The organism is Burkholderia savannae (assembly GCF_001524445.2).
Taxonomy (GTDB): Bacteria; Pseudomonadota; Gammaproteobacteria; order Burkholderiales; family Burkholderiaceae; genus Burkholderia; species Burkholderia savannae.
The window spans coordinates 4,072,425-4,090,976 of the sequence record NZ_CP013417.1 but is presented as its reverse complement, the minus strand read 5'-3'; the positions used below and the strand labels follow the sequence as shown (position 1 = coordinate 4,090,976).

18 protein-coding genes are annotated in these 18,552 nt (G+C 65.2%); 7 read left to right on the top strand and 11 right to left on the bottom strand.

The annotated features are described in order from the left end of the window. Positions 1–395: 395 nt before the first annotated feature. The gene (locus tag WS78_RS20055) at positions 396–926 is read left to right on the top strand and encodes a class IV adenylate cyclase (RefSeq protein ID WP_038750114.1); all 531 of its coding nucleotides are present in this window, start codon (positions 396–398) and stop codon (positions 924–926) included. A gap of 85 nt (positions 927–1,011) precedes the next feature. Here the strand turns inward: WS78_RS20055 and WS78_RS20050 are convergent, their stop codons facing one another. Further along, a complete protein-coding gene (locus WS78_RS20050) occupies positions 1,012–1,503 on the bottom strand; it encodes an Lrp/AsnC family transcriptional regulator (protein WP_004195800.1) in 492 nt (163 codons plus the stop codon). Positions 1,504–1,643: 140 nt separating this feature from the next. On the opposite strand from WS78_RS20050, the gene phhA reads away from it, so the two are divergent. Both phhA and WS78_RS20040 read left to right on the top strand, forming a co-directional pair. After that, entirely contained in the window at positions 1,644–2,537 is an 894-nt protein-coding gene (gene phhA, locus WS78_RS20045; RefSeq protein ID WP_038750111.1) for a phenylalanine 4-monooxygenase, read from the top strand. Between the two features lie 83 nt (positions 2,538–2,620). After that, positions 2,621–2,926 (top strand): 4a-hydroxytetrahydrobiopterin dehydratase, encoded by a 306-nt coding sequence (locus tag WS78_RS20040; RefSeq protein WP_038750241.1) that lies wholly within the window; start codon positions 2,621–2,623, stop codon positions 2,924–2,926. A gap of 82 nt (positions 2,927–3,008) precedes the next feature. Here WS78_RS20040 and WS78_RS20035 read toward each other — a convergent pair whose 3' ends face one another. Next, on the bottom strand, positions 3,009–3,239 hold the full coding sequence (locus WS78_RS20035) for a DUF3717 domain-containing protein (protein WP_038750108.1): 231 nt from the start codon (positions 3,237–3,239) through the stop codon (positions 3,009–3,011). 120 nt (positions 3,240–3,359) lie between these two features. On the opposite strand from WS78_RS20035, the gene WS78_RS20030 reads away from it, so the two are divergent. Together WS78_RS20030 and WS78_RS20025 are read left to right on the top strand one after the other, a co-directional pair. Continuing rightward, positions 3,360–4,052 carry a response regulator transcription factor gene (locus tag WS78_RS20030; RefSeq protein ID WP_004195796.1) on the top strand — a complete coding sequence of 231 codons (693 nt, stop codon included), beginning with the start codon at positions 3,360–3,362 and terminating at the stop codon, positions 4,050–4,052. 116 nt (positions 4,053–4,168) lie between these two features. Then, entirely contained in the window at positions 4,169–5,635 is a 1,467-nt protein-coding gene (locus tag WS78_RS20025; RefSeq protein ID WP_059577916.1) for a sensor histidine kinase, read from the top strand. Positions 5,636–6,021: 386 nt separating this feature from the next. Here WS78_RS20025 and WS78_RS20020 read toward each other — a convergent pair whose 3' ends face one another. From WS78_RS20020 to WS78_RS20000, 4 genes are all read right to left on the bottom strand, one after another. Then, positions 6,022–6,540 (bottom strand): SET domain-containing protein, encoded by a 519-nt coding sequence (locus WS78_RS20020; protein WP_038750102.1) that lies wholly within the window; start codon positions 6,538–6,540, stop codon positions 6,022–6,024. A gap of 327 nt (positions 6,541–6,867) precedes the next feature. Further along, positions 6,868–7,980: an NADH:flavin oxidoreductase/NADH oxidase gene (locus tag WS78_RS20010; protein WP_059577912.1), complete on the bottom strand. Its 1,113-nt coding sequence runs from the start codon at positions 7,978–7,980 to the stop codon at positions 6,868–6,870. 182 nt (positions 7,981–8,162) lie between these two features. Further along, positions 8,163–8,873, bottom strand: a complete 711-nt coding sequence (locus WS78_RS20005; RefSeq protein WP_038750096.1) for a glutamine amidotransferase — start codon at positions 8,871–8,873, stop codon at positions 8,163–8,165. A gap of 39 nt (positions 8,874–8,912) precedes the next feature. Beyond that, positions 8,913–9,554 (bottom strand): MarR family winged helix-turn-helix transcriptional regulator, encoded by a 642-nt coding sequence (locus WS78_RS20000; RefSeq protein WP_038750094.1) that lies wholly within the window; start codon positions 9,552–9,554, stop codon positions 8,913–8,915. Between WS78_RS20000 and WS78_RS19995 the strand changes: the two genes are divergently transcribed. After that, positions 9,507–9,770, top strand: a complete 264-nt coding sequence (locus tag WS78_RS19995) for a diguanylate cyclase (protein WP_081989731.1) — start codon at positions 9,507–9,509, stop codon at positions 9,768–9,770. The two genes, WS78_RS20000 and WS78_RS19995, sit on opposite strands and share 48 nt — an antisense overlap. Positions 9,771–10,067: 297 nt before the next feature. Here WS78_RS19995 and WS78_RS19990 read toward each other — a convergent pair whose 3' ends face one another. From WS78_RS19990 to mnmC, 3 genes are all read right to left on the bottom strand, one after another. Next, complete coding sequence (locus WS78_RS19990) at positions 10,068–11,183, bottom strand: YbdK family carboxylate-amine ligase (protein WP_038750091.1); 1,116 nt, start codon at positions 11,181–11,183, stop codon at positions 10,068–10,070. A 44-nt stretch (positions 11,184–11,227) separates the two neighbouring features. Continuing rightward, positions 11,228–12,442: a cation:proton antiporter gene (locus WS78_RS19985; RefSeq protein WP_038750088.1), complete on the bottom strand. Its 1,215-nt coding sequence runs from the start codon at positions 12,440–12,442 to the stop codon at positions 11,228–11,230. A gap of 731 nt (positions 12,443–13,173) precedes the next feature. Next, a complete protein-coding gene (gene mnmC / locus WS78_RS19970; protein WP_059577908.1) occupies positions 13,174–15,138 on the bottom strand; it encodes a bifunctional tRNA (5-methylaminomethyl-2-thiouridine)(34)-methyltransferase MnmD/FAD-dependent 5-carboxymethylaminomethyl-2-thiouridine(34) oxidoreductase MnmC in 1,965 nt (654 codons plus the stop codon). Positions 15,139–15,528: 390 nt separating this feature from the next. Between mnmC and WS78_RS19965 the strand changes: the two genes are divergently transcribed. Then, the gene (locus tag WS78_RS19965) at positions 15,529–15,807 is read left to right on the top strand and encodes an HU family DNA-binding protein (RefSeq protein WP_010100512.1); all 279 of its coding nucleotides are present in this window, start codon (positions 15,529–15,531) and stop codon (positions 15,805–15,807) included. Positions 15,808–15,908: 101 nt separating this feature from the next. Here WS78_RS19965 and WS78_RS19960 read toward each other — a convergent pair whose 3' ends face one another. Beyond that, complete coding sequence (locus tag WS78_RS19960; protein WP_059577903.1) at positions 15,909–17,246, bottom strand: GTP-binding protein; 1,338 nt, start codon at positions 17,244–17,246, stop codon at positions 15,909–15,911. Positions 17,247–17,538: 292 nt separating this feature from the next. After that, entirely contained in the window at positions 17,539–18,015 is a 477-nt protein-coding gene (locus WS78_RS19955) for a lytic transglycosylase domain-containing protein (protein WP_038750079.1), read from the bottom strand. Positions 18,016–18,552 lie beyond the last annotated feature (537 nt).

Genomic DNA, 18,552 nt, shown 5'->3' with positions numbered 1-18,552 from the left:
CGCCACGGTCGCGACCTGAATTGAATCAGGGCACGCCTCGCGCAATCGCTTCGGCGTCGAATCGCGTGATTGCGGCGCAATGTCGCGCCGCGACCGTCGCGCTCGATCCCACTCATCGCGCCGGGCCGCACCAAGTCGCGCCGCGCCCAATCGTGCCGTGCCGCACCGCGAATCGCGCCGTGCCGCGCGGCGTCGCCGCAAACGGCGCCGCCCTTGCGCATGACGTACCCGGCCACGGCGCGCCGCTCACCGGGCTCGGCCGCCCGCCGCGCGGCCGTTTCCGCCGAATGCGGCAGGCCCCGTTGCACGTCGCGTCAAAAGCGCTCGCGCCCCGATAGAATGGGGCTTCTGGATGGTTCGTCCGGACCCGCAAACGCTCTTCACAGGAGACCCGCATGGCCCGCAACATCGAGATCAAAGCCCGCGCGCGCGAATTCGAACGATTGCGCGAACGGGCCGCCGAGCTGGCGCCCGACGCGCCCCTCTTCTACCGCCAGCAGGATTTCTTCTACGACGTGCCGCGCGGCCGGCTAAAGCTGCGCCGCTTCGAGGACGGCACGCCCGCCGAGCTGATCTTCTATCAGCGCGACGACCAGGACGGCCCGAAGGCGTCGTACTACACGCGCAGCCCGGTGACGAATCCGGACGCAATGCACGCGCTGCTCGCGACCGCGCTGACGACCCGCGGCATCGTGACAAAGGAGCGGCACGTCTACCTGGCGGGCCGCACGCGAATTCACCTCGACCGCGTCGACGGCCTGGGCGACTTCGTCGAGCTCGAAGTGGTGCTTGCGCCGGACGACGACGAGGAAGGCGGCCACGCGGAAGCGCACGCGGTGTTCGAAAAGCTCGGCGTGTCGAGCGACGATCTCGTCGCGGTTGCGTACGTCGATCTGCTGAACGCGCAGGCCGAACCGGCCGCGTAACGCACGCCGGCGAGGCGGACGTGCGGGCAAAGCGCGCCCGCCCGCCGGCCGCCTGTCGTCAGCCGCGCCGCGCCCGCGTCACGCGTCACGCGGCGGGCGCGCCGGACGCGAGATGGCCGAGCGGCAGCGGCCCGTTGCGCTTGAACGTCGTGAGCACGATGTTCGAGCGTACGCTGTCCACGCCCGGCACCCGCATCAGCTTCTTCATCACGAACGACGACAGCGCGTTCAAATCCGGCGCGACGATCCTGAGCAGATAATCGGCGTCGCCGACCACCGCATGACATTCGAGCACTTCGGGCAGCACGTCGATCTGCTGCTGGAACTGCTCGATGATCGAATCGCCGTGATGCTTGAGCTTCAGGCTCGTGAACGCGGTGACGCCGAGCCCGAGCCGCTCGGGCCGCAGCACGACGCGGTAGCCGTCGATCACGCCCGCCGCCTCGAGCCGCTGCAGCCGCCTGCCGATCTGCGACGGCGACAGCGGCACTTCCTCGCCGAGCTGCTGATGCGTCGCGCGGCCGAAGCGCTGCAACACGTCGAGCAGCGCCAAATCGAAGTGATCGAGTTCCAGCATGAAAATTCTCCGCGTGATTTTGCGTATCAATGCGAGATTATCGCATTTAAAGCCGAATATCCGCTGACTTTGCGCCCAATCCGCGCAAGTCCCGCCCTACACTTGCAGGCATCCCAACCGATGCGAAGCAAGCGTTCACCATGTCCACCGTCGTCACCGCGAAACTGAAGGAACAGTTCGACGCGGGCCTCGAAACCCGCGCCGATTTCACCATCGACCAGCCGCTCGCCCGCTACGGCGAGGCCGACCACGCGGTGTGGCGCCAGCTCCATGCGCGCCAGGCGTCGCTGCTGCGCGGCCGCGCGTGCGACGCGTTCGTCGACGGGCTCGCGCGCATCGGCCTGCCGGCCGATCGCGTGCCGTCGTTCGCCGACGTAAACCGCCGGCTCGAGCCCGCGACCGGCTGGCGCATCGTCGCCGTGCCGGGCCTCGTGCCGGACGCCGTATTCTTCGAGCACCTCGCGAACCGGCGGTTTCCGGTCACCTGGTGGATGCGCCGCCCGGACCAGCTCGATTACCTGCAGGAGCCGGACTGCTTCCACGACCTGTTCGGCCACGTGCCGCTTCTCATCGATCCGGTGTTCGCCGACTACATGCACGCGTACGGCCGCGCGGCGCTCGGCGTCGCCGACGATCCGCGCGCGCTCGCGCTCCTTGCGCGCCTCTATTGGTACACGGTCGAATTCGGCCTGATCCGCGATGCGCGCGGCGAAAACGGGCTGCGAATCTACGGCGCGGGCATCGTGTCGAGCAAGGGCGAGACGCTCTACAGCCTGGAGAGCGCGGCGCCGAACCGGATCGGCTTCGATCTCGAACGCGTGATGCGGACCCGCTATCGAATCGACACGTTCCAGAAGACCTACTTCGTGATCGACGATTTCGCGCAGCTCTTCGCGCTCGCCCACGTCGACGCGCGCATGCTCGCCGCCCGCCTCGCCGACGCGCCCGAGCACGCGGCGGGCGCGGTGCTTGACGGCGATCATGTGCTCACGCGCGGCACGGGCGAAGGCTGGGCAACCGATGAAGACGCCTGACGAACAATTATGAAAGAATGGCCGATACGGCGCGCCGCCGCGCGAACTGGCTCGGCCGCGCCGCCATCGGACGAGGTATGAAAATGATTCACAAGCTCACATCGGAAGAACGCAAGACGCAACTCGAAAGCCTGCCTCACTGGACGGCCGTCCCGGGCCGCGACGCGATCCAGCGCAGTTTTCGCTTCGCCGATTTCAACGAGGCGTTCGGGTTCATGGCGCGCGTGGCGATCAAGGCGCAGGAAATGAATCACCATCCCGAGTGGTTCAACGTCTACAACCGCGTCGACGTCACGCTGTCGACGCACGACGCAGACGGCCTCACCGAACGCGACATCAAGCTCGCGCATTTCATCGAGGAAGTGGGCAAGCACGCAAAGGCTGCGTAATTACCCTGATGGAGATTCGAAAACGGATCGTCAACGTATCGCTTTCAGTAAGCGTTTTCTATGCTGAATGAAGCGAAAGCCTTCAGCCTTCCAAGCCGTTGTTAAGTCGAACGTAAGAGTCCCATGCGTTGCGTGCTTTAGGGTCTAATCCTTCCAGTTGCAGCGCACTTTGGCGCTGTACAATCAGCAACGCATACGGTTTGGAAAGCGCGCTAGCCTCTTCGCAGAGTTCGAGTTCGTCGCCGCTCGACGGCGAGCGGGCCCGCCAGAAATTGATCGCGGCTTCGAGTTCGTGGATCGAAATATCGGACATGATCGAAATGTTCGTTGCTGGCCGTCCTGCTCGTTGCCGGGCATGCGACGTTTTCGTGGAAATGGCGTCGTGCTGTCCCGCGTGCCTGAACCGCCAACCCATTGTACTTGAGCGAATCTCATGCGACTCCTTCTGATCGAAGACGACCGCCCCATCGCACGCGGCATTCAAAGCAGCCTCGAACAAGCGGGCTTCACCGTCGACATGGTTCACGACGGCATCTTTGCCGAGCAGGCGCTCGCGCAAAATCGCCACGAGCTCGTGATCCTCGACCTCGGCCTGCCCGGCATCGACGGCATGACGCTGCTGTCGCGCTTCCGCCAGACCAACCGCCACACGCCCGTCATCGTGCTGACCGCGCGCGACGAGCTGAACGATCGCGTGCAAGGCCTCAACTCGGGCGCCGACGACTACATGCTCAAGCCGTTCGAGCCCGCGGAGCTCGAAGCGCGGATTCGCGCGGTGATGCGCCGCAGCGGCCCGCACAGCGACATGCCGCGCCCGGAAGTGTCGCTCGGCGGCGTGCGCCTGTCGGGCGTCGATCGCCGCATCTTCAACGACGACAAGCCGCTCGAGCTGTCGCCGCGCGAATTCGCGGTGCTCGAAATGCTGCTGCTGCGTCACGGGCGCGTCGTCAGCAAGGCGCAGCTGCAGGATCACCTGACGCACTTCGGCGGCGATCTCGGCGACACCGCGATCGAAGTCTACGTGCACCGGGTGCGCAAAAAGCTCGAGCAGTGCCGTGTCGAGATCGTCACGGTGCGCGGCTTCGGCTATCTGCTGCAGGAGATCCGCCAGACGGCGAGCGTCTGACGGCCTGACGCCGCGCGTGCGGCACGCCGCGGCCGCGCGTGCCGCACGCCCTACCCGCGCCGCTTCGCGAAGCGGCGCTTATCTTTTTCTTTCGCGCGATGTCCCTTGATCCGGCTGTGACCAGCCTGCGCCGCACGCTGTTGCGCCGCCTCGCCGCGCCGCTATCGATGCTCGCGCTGATGAGCGGCCTCATTGCGTACTGGCTCGCGTGGCAATACACACAGCATGTCGTCGATCGATCGCTCGCCGATCTCGCATCGGCCATCTCGAAACAGATCCAGATCGCCGGCCCCGATGCGCCGTTCACGGTGCCGCCCCTCGCGCAGGCGATGTTCTCCGATCCGACCGAGCAGCTGATCTACCGGATCAGCGACGGCGAGCACGAGCTTGCCGGCGATCCGAAGCTGCCGCTGCAAGGCACGAGCGTGCGCCGGATGCACGTTGCGTACGTGTTCGAGGCCGAATACGAAAACCAGGCGGTGCGCGTGGCGCAAGTGCGCGTCGAGCAGACGGAAAGCGGCAATCCGATGATCGTCGAGGTTGCGCAGCCGGTGCGCTACCGCTACCGGATCGCGGCCGAATTCCTGGTTGCGATCATGATGCCGCTGCTGCTGCTGCTGCTCGCCGGCTGGGGAATCGTGTGGCGCGTCGTCAATCAGCAGCTCGGCCCGCTCACGCATCTCGCCGATTCGCTGAACCGGCAGACCCACACGTCGCTCGAGCCCGTCGACGAAACCGAGGTGCCGCTCGAAATCCGGCCGCTCACGAGCGCGATGAACGCGCTGCTCGGCCGCCTGAAAACCGCGCTCGACGCGCAGCGCAAGTTCATCGCCGACGCCGCGCACCAGTTGCGCACGCCGCTCACCGCGATCAAGCTGCATGCGGAACAAGCGGCCATCGCGCGCGATCCGCAGCAGGCGCTGACCGCGGTGCGCGAGTTGCGCTCGGCGGCAGACCGTGCGGTGCGGCTGTCGAATCAATTGCTGTCGCTCGCGCGCGCGGAGCCCGGCGAACAAGCGGCCCGCTTCGTCGACGTCGATCTCGCCGGCCTCGCGTTCGAAACCGGTGCCGAATGGGTGCCGCGCGCGCTCGCCGCGCACGTCGATCTCGGCTTTCAGCGTGGCGACGGCCGCGCCGACGACGAGCCGCTCATCGTGCGCGGCAATCCGGTGCTGCTGCGCGAGGTGATCGCGAACCTGCTCGACAACGCGCTGAAGTACGTGCCGCTCGCGCGGCCGCAAGGCGCGCGGATCACGGTCGACGTGTCGCGAATCGCGCTCGGCGACGGCATGCCCGCGGCCGAGATCGTCGTCGAGGATAACGGCTCCGGCGTGCCGGCGGGACAGCAGGCAGACCTCTTCAAGCGCTTTTTCCGCGGCGACGCGCAAAGCGGCAGCGGCGTCGAGACGGGCGCGGGCCTCGGCCTTGCGATCGTCCACGACATCATCGCGATGCACGGCGGCACGGTGTCGTACTCGGACGCGCCCGAAGGCGGCTCGCGCTTCGTCGTGCAGGTGCCGCTCGCGGACAAACCGTCTGCGCCCGCGCCTCGTCCGTCGGAATCGCCGACCGCTTCGGTCTGACGAAGCTGCTGCTCGTGCGGCCACGTGCCGCGCGCGAGCGGTTCGACGTGCGGATGCGATGCGCATGATCGGGCGATGCGGCTCGCCGCATGCGCGTCACGTCGTCCCTCGGAAGAATCCGAATGCCCGATTCACGGCCGCGTATGCGGCAATCGAAACGCGCGCCGAAGGAACATTCGCGCGCGACACCGCTGGACGACGCGTTCTCGAACGCACTCGACGACTCGGCCCAACGACGCGCGTCGCCGCCGCCAAACCTCCGCAGCCGCGCGCGAGCCAATTAGTTGGGATCGAAAAATATCGGGACGGCCCGTCTCGATTCGGCCGTCCTATCGAACGAAATCGCGGCGTGCGCCCGCCGTTCGCATCGCATCACCGCGGCGGCGTCACTTCTTCTTTTTCTTATCCTTGTCCTTGCCGCCTTTCTTTGCCTTCTTCTTTTTCTTGCCTTCGTCTTCTTCCGGCGTCGCCAGCAGCGTGCCCCGGCACGACGCCGCGCCGCAACGGCACGCGTATTCGCGCTTGAGCTTCTTCGTCAGGCGCGCATCGATCACGAGGCCGTAGTCGTAGAACAATTCTTCCTGCTCGTCGATGTCGCGCAGCGCATGGATGAACACGCGCCCGCCCACTTCCTCGGCTTCGCAGTTCGGCGCGCACGAATGATTGATCCAGCGCGCGCTGTTGCCGTTGATCTTGCCGTCGATCACGCCGCCCTCTTCGAGCGCGAAGTAGAACGTGTGATTCGGATCGTTCGGGTCGTGCGGATGGCGGCGCAGCGCCTCTTTCCACGAGATCCGCTCGCCCTTGTATTCGACTACGCGCTCTCCCGCCTTGATCGGCGCCGCGGCGAATACGCCCTTGCCGTGAACGCCCGAGCGGCGTACCACGATCCTGCGTGAACTCATCGAACGAATCCTTTGAAGACGACTTGAAACTGAAACGATCGCGCCGCGCATCGCATGTCGCTCGCGCCGCTTCGTCGGCCGCGACGCATGCGGCATTGCATGCCGTGCGTCGGCCGAGTGCGAATCACCCGAATCCTACACGTTCGGGATTGCTTCGTTCAACATCGAACAGCCGCTCGACGCTCGAAACCGCGCGAAATCAGCGGAAATCACGGTGCGCCGCGAATCGGCGAGTGAACCGGCGGGCGCGCTGCCCGCCCATCACTCTCCGATCACTCCCCGATCACTCGCCCACGCCTCGCGCGAATCCGAGTGCGCGCACCAAGCTCAACGCTGGCCGAACGACGCGTCGCCGAACAGCGCCTTGTGCTCGCGCGGCTGCGAACGCCAGTACTGCGGCGGCGCACTGACCGTCGCGCCGAGCTTCGCGGCCGCGTGCCACGGCCAGCGCGGATCATAGAGCATCGCGCGCGCCATCGCGACGAAGTCCGCATCGCCCGCTTCGATTAGGCGATTCGCGTGCTCGGGATCGGAGATGAGGCCGACGGCGACCGTCGGCATGCCGGCCGCGCGCTTGACCGCCTGAGCGAACGGCACCTGATAGCCGGGCGACAGCGGAATCTTCTGCAGCGGCGACACGCCGCCCGACGACACGTCGATCCAGTCGCAGCCGCGCCGCTTCAGCTCGTGCGCGAACGCGATCGTCTCGTCGAGCTCCCAGCCGCCCGGCACCCAGTCGGTCGCGGACACCCGCACGCCAACCGGACGATCGTCCGGAAACGCGGCGCGTACCGCGTCGAACACTTCGAGCGGAAAGCGCATCCGGTTCTCGAGCGAGCCGCCGTACGCATCGGTGCGGCGATTCGCGAGCGGCGACAAAAATTGATGCAGCAGGTAGCCATGCGCCGCGTGCACTTCGAGCGCATCGATGCCGAGACGCGCCGCACGCTTCGCCGATTCGACGAACGCTCGGCGCACGCGTTCGAGCCCGGCCGCATCGAGCGCGAGCGGCGGCGGCTCGTCGTCCCGATGCGGAATCGCGGACGGCGCATGCGGCTGCCAGCCGCCCCGGTCGACGGGAATCAACTGCCCGCCGTTCCACGGCACGTCGCTCGACGCCTTGCGCCCCGCGTGCGAGATCTGCATCGCGACTCGAATCGGCGAATACTTGCGGACCGCCGCGAGCACGGGTTCGAGCGCGGCTTCGGTCGCGTCGCTCCACAAACCGAGATCCGCGGGCGATATGCGGCCATCGGGCTCGACCGCCGTTGCTTCGATGCAGAGGAGCCCCGCCCCGGAGAGCGCGAGATGACCGAGATGGATCATGTGCCATGCGCGCGCCTCGCCGTTTTCGGCGGAGTACTGGCACATCGGCGAAATCACGATGCGATTGGGAAGGGTCACGCCGCGCAGCGTGAACGGAGAAAACAACGCGCTCATGGCAGCCGCTCTCACGTAGGAAGTCGAGCGACCGAGGTTAGCACGCGGCGCGCACGCTTGCCGCGAGCGCCATGACGCGCGGAATGGAACTGGACGGAAACGGTACCGCGATCGGCAGCGCGCCTCGCACCTGCCGCATTCGCTCGGATACGCGCGGCCGAAAACGGCCAAGCGCGGCGGCCCTACAGCCCGACGGAATCGAGCCACTCGCCGAACATCGCACGCGCGGCGCGTTCGAGCGTCGGGCCGAGCTGCGCAGTCTGCTCGCGCAATCGTTTCGCGTCAGTCCCGGGCGTTGCCGCGATCTCGCCCGCATGACCGATCAGCCAGGGCTCGAAGCGGTCCGCGCGGATCTCCGGATGGCATTGAAGCGCGAGTACGTGCGTGCCCCACGAGAAAGCCTGGTTGCGGCACGTCGGCGTCGATGCGAGATGGATCGCGCCCGCCGGCAGGTCGAACGTGTCGCCGTGCCAATGCATCATCGACGTGATCGCGCCGTCGACATGGCGCAGCGGTGACGCGCGCCCCGCGTCCGTCAGCGTGAGCGGCATCCAGCCGAGTTCCTTCGTCGCGGCCGGATACACGCGTGCGCCGAGCGCACGCGCGATCAGCTGCGAACCGAGACAGACACCGAGCGTCGGCAAGCCGGCCTCGATTCGCTTGCCGACGAGCGCCGTGAGCGGCGCCGTCGTCGGATACAGCTCGTCGTCGTACGCGCTGATCGGCCCGCCCAGCATGACGAGCAGCGACGGCTCGAGCGGGTCGAGCGCCTCGACGCGAGAACCGCCGACGTCGACGTACCGCACACGCCGGCCGCGCTCGCCGAGCACCTGCTCGAAACTCCCGAGGTCCTCGAAATGCACGTGGCGAATCGCAACGGCTTCAGCGTTCATCAGCGCCTCCGGCGAGAACAGGCGGCCGCCCGACGCGCATCACGCCTGCGCGAAGAGCTTCCAGGTCTTCTTCTGCGTCAGAGCGTCCGCTTCCTCGTGCACCGCGCAGTCGAGACGCAGGTCGCTGTCCGTCATCGTCAGATCGAGCAGCGAACAACGGTACGTCGGCTTACGCGCCGCTTTGCCCGGCTGGAAGTGCTTGCACGTCACGCACATCCGGTGCGGCGGAATGTCGCCGTTGACCTGCAGTTCGCGCAGCGTTTTCAACAGCGCGCGATACAGCACGCCCTGCTCGTCGCTGCCGAGCGTGCCGACCGCCTTCGACAGAAAGTCGGGCCACTGCAGCGCCTTCTTCGCCGCCGCGCGGCCACGCGCGCTCAAGCGCACCGCGAGCGCGCGGCCGTCGTCCAGCGCGCGACGCTTCTCGACTAGCCCCTTGTGCTCGAGCGTGCTCACCGCATCGCTCGTCGTCGCGGCGGTCAATTGCGTTTCGCGCGCAATCTCGCCCAGACGCATCGGCCCCTTGCGTTGGAGCAGCAGCACGAGGATTTCACCTTGCGTCGGCGTCAACCCCGCGCCTTCCGCCCAATCCCATGCCTGGCTCCGCATAGCCGTGCTCAACCGCAACAGGCTGTGGGTCACTCGCCCCGAAGCCTGGTTCCCGTAAACACCTTCGCTCATAGTCTTTTCGCTGTTGCCGGCCGTCTTATGAAGGCGGCCGTTTGTGGGGAGATCAGGTCTCGATCTCTGTCTCAAAAGGGCGCGCCCGGCCGAGCGCACCCGACATGTTCGCCGCGAGGCACACGCCGCGAACCTGCACGCGGTTTCAGCACCCCCGTCGGCGCCGACCACCGCGAAGCCGACATTCTAAGCGAGAGCGGAAAATCGCACAGCTAAGTTATCCCATCAAATCTGTGGATAACGCCTGAATAAGCACAGGAATGAACTGTGTGTCGTTTCTTGACAACTCGGAGCACAGGCTCGCCGAAAAAAATTCCGTCCCCGCGCATCCGCCGGAATTCTTACTCGATCCGCAGCGTTGTCAATGCCACAGGCCTTTGACTTTGCGGCGAAATATCAAGTTATCCACAGAATCGGCCGACGCTTGTTAACTACTACTACGTTTACATACGTATACGTCGAGGTAAACCTAAACCTGTGCTCGCCGGCTGCGAAGATTTGAAAAACTATTTTTCATTCCCGCCACCGCAGACATTGCTGGCGAACCGTTTCGTTCAGTGATTTTTCCTGCTTGAAAATCGTCCGCAGCCACGACGCGTCGTTCACGCGCGCCTTCGCGAGCGCGCCGATCTCGTCGAGCGCCGCGCGCGAGCCGAGCGCCGCCGCGTGCGGCGCGATGCGCTCGAGCGTGTCGAGGATGTCCTCGGCGATCGTCCGGCGCTCGCCCGTCTGCGGATTCACGCAGGTGCCCTCGAGTCCGAAGCGGCACGCCTCGAAGCGGTTGAACGTGTAGACGAGATAGTCGTCCTCCGACAGCTTGAGCGGCCGATCGATCAGCAGATAGCGTGCGAGCGTCTGGATGTAGCACGCGATCGCGGCCGCGCGGTCGACGGACAGCGGCGTGTCCATCACGCGCACCTCGATCGTTCCGTAGCCGGGCTTCGGGCGAATGTCCCAGTAGAAATCCTTCATGCTGTTGACGACGCCCGTGTTCACCATCTTCGTGAAGTACTCCTCGAAGCCTTGCCAGGTGAGCACGAACGGCGCGCGGCCCGACAGCGGGAACGCGAACACGGAATTCAGGCGTGCAGAATGAAATCCGGTGTCGACGTTCTGCACGTACGGCGACGACGCCGAAAGTGCGATGAAGTGCGGGATGAAGCGCGACATCGAATGCAGCAGGAACAGCGCGCTGTCGGCGTCCGGACAGCCGATATGCACGTGCTGGCCGAACACCGTGAACTGCTTCGCGAGATAGCCGTACAGCTCGGAGATGTACTGGAAGCGCGGCGCATCGAAGATCTGCCGCTCGCTCCATTGCTGGAACGCGTGCGTGCCGCCGCCGCAGAGACCGACGTTCAGCTGGTCGGCCGCGCTGACGAGCGTGTCGCGGATCGCGTGCAGTTCGCCCAATGCCTGATCATGCGTTCGGCATATGCCCGTCGACAGCTCGATCATGCTTTCGGTGATCTCCGGCGTGATGTTGCCGGGAAATTTCGCATCCTTGATGAGCCGCATCAGGTCGGACGACGCTTTAGTCAGATCGTAGTTGTGCGTATTGACGATCTGGATTTCGAGCTCGATGCCGAACGTGAACGGTTCGGAATTGACAAAGGTTTCGAGTGCCATGGCGTGGTTCCGGATAACGGGACGGGAAGCGTCGAACGCGCGGATCAGGTGGCGTCACGCCGTTCGCCGACGGCCGACAGGCTGCGATAGACGACAAGCGGCCCGATCAGTTGCAGCACGACGATCGAGCACATGATGACCGCGCGCAGGCGCGGATCGAAATTCGGGTAAAGCTGGTAGGTATCGTCGACGAGCAGATACGCGAGCGCCGACATCGGCACGAGCGAGAAGCCGAGCGCAACGCCCTGCTTGACGCCGAGGCCGCTCGGCTTCGCGAACGCGAGCACGCCGACGAGCTTCGCGACGAAGCGCGTCGCAATCAGCGCGCCCGCGACGAGTCCGCCCGCGACGATGTCCTGCCATGCGAACGACGTGAGCGTCAGCACGAACAGGATCACGGTGAGCAGCCACCCGGCCGTGCCGAAGTGCTCCGGCCAAAGCTGCGGGCGCGCCTCGAGGTTCTTCACGATGATGCCGGCGAGCAAGAGCGTGAGCATCGTCGACAATTTGAGCACCTGCGCAACCGCGATCGCCAGCACGACGAGACCGAACAGCGCGACGAACGAATGCTCGTCGCGCATCGTCGCGGCGACGTGCCTGAACAGATAATTGCATGCACGAGCGAACAGATACGCGACGATGAACGAGCCGGCGAGCAGATAGATCGGCTGCAGGATCGTCGCGAACACGTTGCCGTACGCTTCCTGATGCAGCCAGCTCGTGACGAGCTTCGTCAGCACGACTGCGTAGACGCTGTTGAGCGCGGAGAGCGTGATGAGCCGCTGCGACACCTGCCCTTCCGCGCGCAATTCGGTCTTCAGCTGGATCACCATCGCGGGCGACGTCGAGATCGCGATCGCCGCGAGCACGAGCGCGATCATCCCCGGCACCTTGAGGAGCAGCAGCACCGCGAGCACGAGTACGAACGTGAGCGTCGCCTCGGCGAGACTCGACGCGATGAGCCACGGATTGCGGCGAATCCAGCGCAAGTCGAGCCGGCTGCCGAGTTCGAACAGCAGCAGCCCGAGCGCGACGTTGACGAGGAGCCGCGACGTGTCGTCGGTGCTCGCATCGATCACGCCGAAGCCGAACGAGCCTGCGATGAGGCCGATCACCGCGTAGCCGGTGATGCGCGGCAGGCGCCATGCTCGATAGCAGAGCTCGCCGCAGAGGCCTGCTGCGAAGAGCGCGAAGCCGGCCCAGAAGATCGCATCCGGGGCGAGCGGCCAGTTGGGTAGAAACGAGAACGCTGACTTCATCGTGGTGACTTCTCCTTTGGAAGGCAACCTCCGGCGACGCGGATCGAGCGAGTCGAGCGAATGATGCGCGCTGGATGAGTGGTTGCCCCGTCGTTCGTTGTTCTGTACGACCGCTAGGACATGGGGTAAGCCCGCGTCGCTGAAAAGGGTGCGACGGTCAGTCGGGCCTGCAGCCGATCTGGGTCGGCCTGGCGTGTGCGAATGGGCAGCGCGATCTCAAATCCTCAGATCCGAATTCGAGCCGACCGTTCCGTTGATGCAAGCATGGCGCCATGCCATGACGTGCGTGAAGGAGACCGATTGTGCCACAGCTATTACGGTCCGAACCGAAATCGGGCAAACGGTTGGCCGACCGCAGGAGGCTAGCGTCTTTATCCTGAGGTAAACCTGTATACATACATAGTAAGAGTTAACAAAGCGCCCGTTTTTCTGTGGACAACCAGCGTTTACGTCGACAGATCAGGAACTTGCGGTGCGCATAACCGAATGCACAGCCTGTTTGTCCGCACAGAGTTTCGATGATCAACTTTTTCGGGTCTGTGCGGTGGCGCGTAGTTACCCCGTTTACGTCCACATCGGTTGCACAGTGAACGAGCGGGGAATTCGCTTGGTTATCCACAGGGTTGCGTGGATAACCGGCTCGCGTTTCTGTGGCGAGGTCGAGAAATTTCTTCGGCCGCACGTCGCGCAAAAGCGCTCGGTTGTCCAGATAGTGAGCCGGTTTCGATGAGTCAGTCGGCGCGCCCGTGACGCAATGCGCGCACGAGGAAGCGAGCCGGGTCGATCGCTTCGGCGAGCTCGCGTTCGAGCGGCCACGGCTCTCCTTCGATCTGCGCGGCGATCAGGTCGGCGCCGAGCGAGGCCCAGACGAGCCCGCGCGAGCCATAGCCAAATGCGCCGTACAGGCCAGCCGCGCGCGGCACGTCGCGCAGCCTCGCGCCGGTGAGCGCAGCCGCATTGCGCGCGGCCGCCGTTTCGTCGGGCAGCTCGCCGACGAGCGGCAGCCGGTCGCTCGCGACGCAGCGAAAGCCGACGCGCCCCGCAAGCGTGCGCGCGTCGAGCGTCGTCGCGGAAAAAGCGGGCAGCAGCCGCTCGAGCCGTTCGAGGTTTTCGCGATGGCCCGCTTCGCGCAGCGCCGTGTCGGCATCGTCCGGCTCGTACGTCGCGCCCGTCAGCGTGACGCCGTCGGCGAGCGGCACGACGTAGCCGTCGCCGATCACGGGCAGCGGCACGGCGGGCGCGCTGCCCGGCGGCAGCAGCGTCAACTGGCCGCGCACGCGCTGCGTCGGTGCGTGCCGAAGGCCCGCGACGCGCGCGGCGTCGGCCGCGTTCGCGACGACGACGACACTCGCCTGTGCAAGCGTCGCGCCCGATGCGTCGAGCGCGCGCCAGCGGCCGTCGCCGCCGCGCTCGAGCCGCGCGACTTCGACGCCGGCGATGCGCACGAGCCGTTCGCCGGCCGCCGCGCACTGCGCGGCCGCGAGCGCGGCGGGGCTGATCGAGCCGCCTTGCGGAAACCACCAGCCACCGTGCGCGACCTCGGTTTGCAGCAGCGCTCGCGTTTGGTCGCGCGACAGCGCCGCCGCGAGCTCCGCCGGCACGCCGAGCGCATCGATGGTGTCGCGCATCCGCTCGAATTCGTCGTCCGACGTCGCGAGCTGCACGAGGCCCCGCGTGCTGCGCGCGAACGCGTGTCCGGCGCGCTCGAGCGCGCGCCAGCGTCCGAGCGCATGCAGAAAACCGGCGCGCGACAGTCGGGACGCGAGGTTGTCGTCGCGCGCGATCATCGGATGGAACACGCCGGCGGGATTGCCGGACGCCTCGCTCGCAATCCGTTCGCGCCGCTCGACGAGCGTCACGTGCCAGCCGCGCGCCGCGAGCCGCTCGACGACCGCGCATCCCGCGAGCCCCGCGCCGATCACGAGCGCATCGCGCGTGCCGACGTCGAGCGCGCGCGGCGGCTCATGGCGCCGCACGCGCCAGCGCGGCGCGAATTCGCCGACGAGCATCGCGCGCTTGCCCGCGAAGCCTTCAACTTTCCGACACGCGAACCCCGCTTCGTCTAGCGCGCGCTTGACTGCGCCCGAGCTCGTGTACGTCGCGAACGTCGCATGGTCGTCGGCGAGTTTCGCGAGCGATTTGAAGATCGCGGGCGACCATAGATCCGCGTTCTTCGTCGGCGCGAAGCCGTCGAGATAGAACGCGTTTGCGCGCAGCACGAGATTCGGCAGCACGTCGAGCGCGTCGCCGAACGCGAGCGTGAGCGTCACGCGAGCGCCGTCGAATTCGAGGCGATGCACGCCTGGCGTCAGCGCGGGCCACGCGTTCGCGAGTTCGTCGACGAGCGGCTCAATGGTTGTATATGCAACGATATGCGCGGCGGCGCGACGCAGATCGTCGCGCGCGAACGGGTGCTTTTCGACCGACACGAAGTGAAGCCGCTCGCAGCGAGACGGGTCCGCGCGCCACGCGGCCCACGTCGCGAGAAAGTTGCAGCCGGTGCCGAATCCTGTCTCGAAAATCGTGAAAGTTTGCTCGTGCTGCCAGCGCTTCGGCAGGTCGTTGCCGCGGATGAACACATGGTCGGCCTGAGCAAGCGCGCCGGCCGCGCTATGGTAGATGTCGCCGTAGAGCGGCGAGACGACGGTGCCGTCTTCGCGGAAGACGAGCGTCGCCGGAACGATTCGATCGGGCATGCGAAACAATAAAGAAGGCGGCGAAATTGCGGCGAACCGCCGCGTGAGCCCCGTCCCGCCTGGCGTTGGCAAAATCCAACGAAACCACGCGCGGGCTTCGGCCGGGCAGCGGCGAAGCCGGTTGGCGCGACTCGAAACCCGCGCGGAACGCGTCTAACTCGACAAAATTCGCTCGAAAATCTTTGAAACCCTTGTCGTTATTGGGTTTGCGCTGCGCTATCATAGCAAGCGCCGTATCGCGGAGCTGCCAGGAGGCAAACCCGGCGGTGCGTTGCGCGGCGCAATACTTTGCGCTGTGCCGTTGCCACACACTATAGACGGCACGGTTCGCGCACGTATAATCGGCGCGTTCGCGCTGTTCGTGTCAACCTAACCTGGAAAGGAACCTTAATGAACAAACAGGAACTGATCGACGCCGTCGCCGCCCAGACGGGCGCCAGCAAGGCTCAAACCGGCGAAACGCTGGACACGCTCCTCGAAGTGATCAAGAAGTCTGTGTCGAAAGGCGACTCAGTTCAACTGATCGGCTTCGGCAGCTTCGGCTCGGGCAAGCGCGCAGCGCGCACCGGCCGCAATCCCAAGACGGGCGAGACCATCAAGATCCCGGCAGCCAAGACGGTTAAGTTCACGGCGGGCAAGGCGTTCAAGGACGCAGTGAACAAGCGCTGAAACGAGCTTTCGCGAACGAAAAACCCGCTGGTTCCAGCGGGTTTTTTCTTTTGTGCGCGGCTTTTTTGCCGCGCCGCATTGTCTTTTTCAATCTTTGACGATCAGTGGCGGTGGACGATTTCGGCGTCGTCGCCGTGATCGTGATCATGGTCATGGCCGTGATCATGATCATGGGCGTGGTCATGATCGTCGACGTCCCATGCCGGGAACGGGTCCGCGTAGCTTGCCCACGCATCCTTGCCTTGCGCGCATTCGGCGTCGGTGAGCAGGCACGCATCGAACTTCGCGCGCCACGCGGGCGCATCCAGCCCGACGCCGATCATCACGAGTTCCTGTCGGCGATCGCCGATCGACGTATCGGCGAGGTCGCCGTGCCAGTCGGCAACGATCTCGTTGTACAGTTCGTCGCCCTGTTCCGGCCATTCGGCGCGGTCCTGCGCCGCCCACCAGTGCCCGGCCGGACCGTGCCGGCACACCCCGCCCGCCTGCGACAGCGAGCCGGCGATGTCGTTGCGCGTCGCGAGCCAGAAGAAGCCCTTGCTGCGCAGCACGCCCTTCCACTCTTCGTGCAGCAGCGTCCACAGCCGCTCCGGATGGAACGGCCGGCGCGCGCGATAGACGAAGTGGCCGATGCCGTATTCGTCGGCTTCGCCATGCACGTGCCCATTGCCTTGGCCGTGCTCGTCTTCGTCGTAGTCATGCCGATGCTCGAGCGACGCGAGCCAGCCGGGCGCGCTCGCGGCTGCGTCGAAGTCGAAGAGTTTCGTGTCGATCACGTCGGCGAGCGGCACGTCGCCGAAGCGGCTCACGATCTGCCGCGCGCGCGGATTCAGGTTCGCGAGGATGCGCTGCAGGCGCGCGAGCGCGTCGGCGTCAACGAGATCCGCCTTGTTGACGACGAGCACGTCGCAAAATTCGATCTGCTCGATCAGCAGCTCGACGAGCGTGCGGTCGTCCTCGTCGGTCGCGGCGAGGCCGCGTTCCGCGAGCGCGTCGTCGCGGGCGTAGTCGCGCAGGAAGTTGAACGCGTCGACGACGGTGACCATCGTGTCGAGGCGCGCGACATCCTCGAGCGTCGAGCCGTCGTCGTCGACGAACGTGAAGGTCTCGGCGATCGGCATCGGCTCGGCGATGCCGGTCGATTCGATCAGGATCGCATCGAAGCGGTTTTCGGCCGCGAGGCGGCGGATCTCGACGAGCAAATCGTCGCGCAGCGTGCAGCAGATGCAGCCGTTCGACATTTCGACGAGGCGTTCCTCGACGTGCGACAGCTCGGCCGCGTCGCGCACGAGCGTCGCATCGACGTTGACGGCGGCGAGATCGTTGACGATCACGGCGACCTTCAGGCCGGCGCGATTCGCGAGGATGTGATTGAGCAGCGTGGTCTTGCCGGCGCCGAGGAAGCCGGACAGCACGGTGACGGGCAACGGCTGATTCATTGCGGTGCGCACCAACGAAAGAAGCGGGAGCGGCCGCCGCGCCCCGAAAAACGGGGCGGCACCGGCGGGCGACCGGCGCCGACGGGCGGCGGGAAAGCCGCATTGTGCATCAAATATAGATAGCCGGCCGCGCGCGGCGGCAAGGCGGCGGCGATTTCATGATGCGTGAAGCGCGAGCGAAACGGGCGGAAATTCTTGCATGCGATGCGATCGCGAGGCGGCTGGCGCGGCGTTGGGCTTGCTCGGGCGCGGCTTGGCTGCGGATTGCCGGGCCGTTCGTTCGGCCGCGTGCTCAGCGCTGCGCGTTCTGCGTATCCCGCGCGCTAGGCGCGGGCATCAGCTTCCATCGAACCAGAATGTCGGCGATTTGCCTCGCGTACTTGTCGCGCAGCGAAGGCGATTCCGAATGGTAGGCGCCCACCGCTTGCCAGGTGTTGCCGTACTTGTCCATCTTGCGGCGCAGATGCCATGCGGCGATATAGACGTTCTTGCAAGGCTCCATCAGCGTGCCCTTCGTGATTCCGTAGCGGGACAGCGTCGGCAGATGGATCGAGTTGATCTGCATGAGGCCGTAATCGATCGAGCCGTTCGTGTTCTTGTTGAGCGCGTCCGGGCGGTTATGCGATTCCTGCCACGCGATCGCGCGCAGGATCAGCGGATTCACCTTCTGATACTTCGCGGCTTCGTCGTAACAGTCGGCGCGTGCGGGTGCGCTGGCGAACCATGCGCCGGCGGCAAACATCGCGACAAGAACGAACCGATTGATCATTGAAGGAGAAGAAATAGCTTAGTTGAGCTTGCTGATTTTGCCGCAAACCTACCCACACGTTTCTGACAGGGCAATCCTAGCATACCCACGGATCGTTGCAGTGCCATGTCGATCGTTCGGATAACCGCCCTCTTCTTCGCCTTTCCGGCTGCGAGTCGACTTGAAAAACTTCCGTCGCCTTTCCGGTACATGCTCTTAAATCTCGCTTGATGTGAAAATGGGATATTAATCTCACATTATTAGTGGCTTGAAGAAAGCTATCGGATATTAATTGACGCGTGCTTGCCAAGCCAAGCCTTCTTGAGTTTAGTGGCTTGCTGAAATTGGTAGGGAATTCGCAAAAAGTCTATCTTTGAAAAGATGATCGAGGCTGAAGGAGGCTGAGATTTTTAAGTTGGAGAATTCTAATTGTCTCTCTATTTTGATCGAAATTATGCCGATAAATTGAGGCCAAGCAATAATGGCGCTTCGATCTCGAACGCCCAAGAAAGTCGGCTTTTTACAGCGCCAGCCAAGGCTGCCGCCTCAATTGTTCAC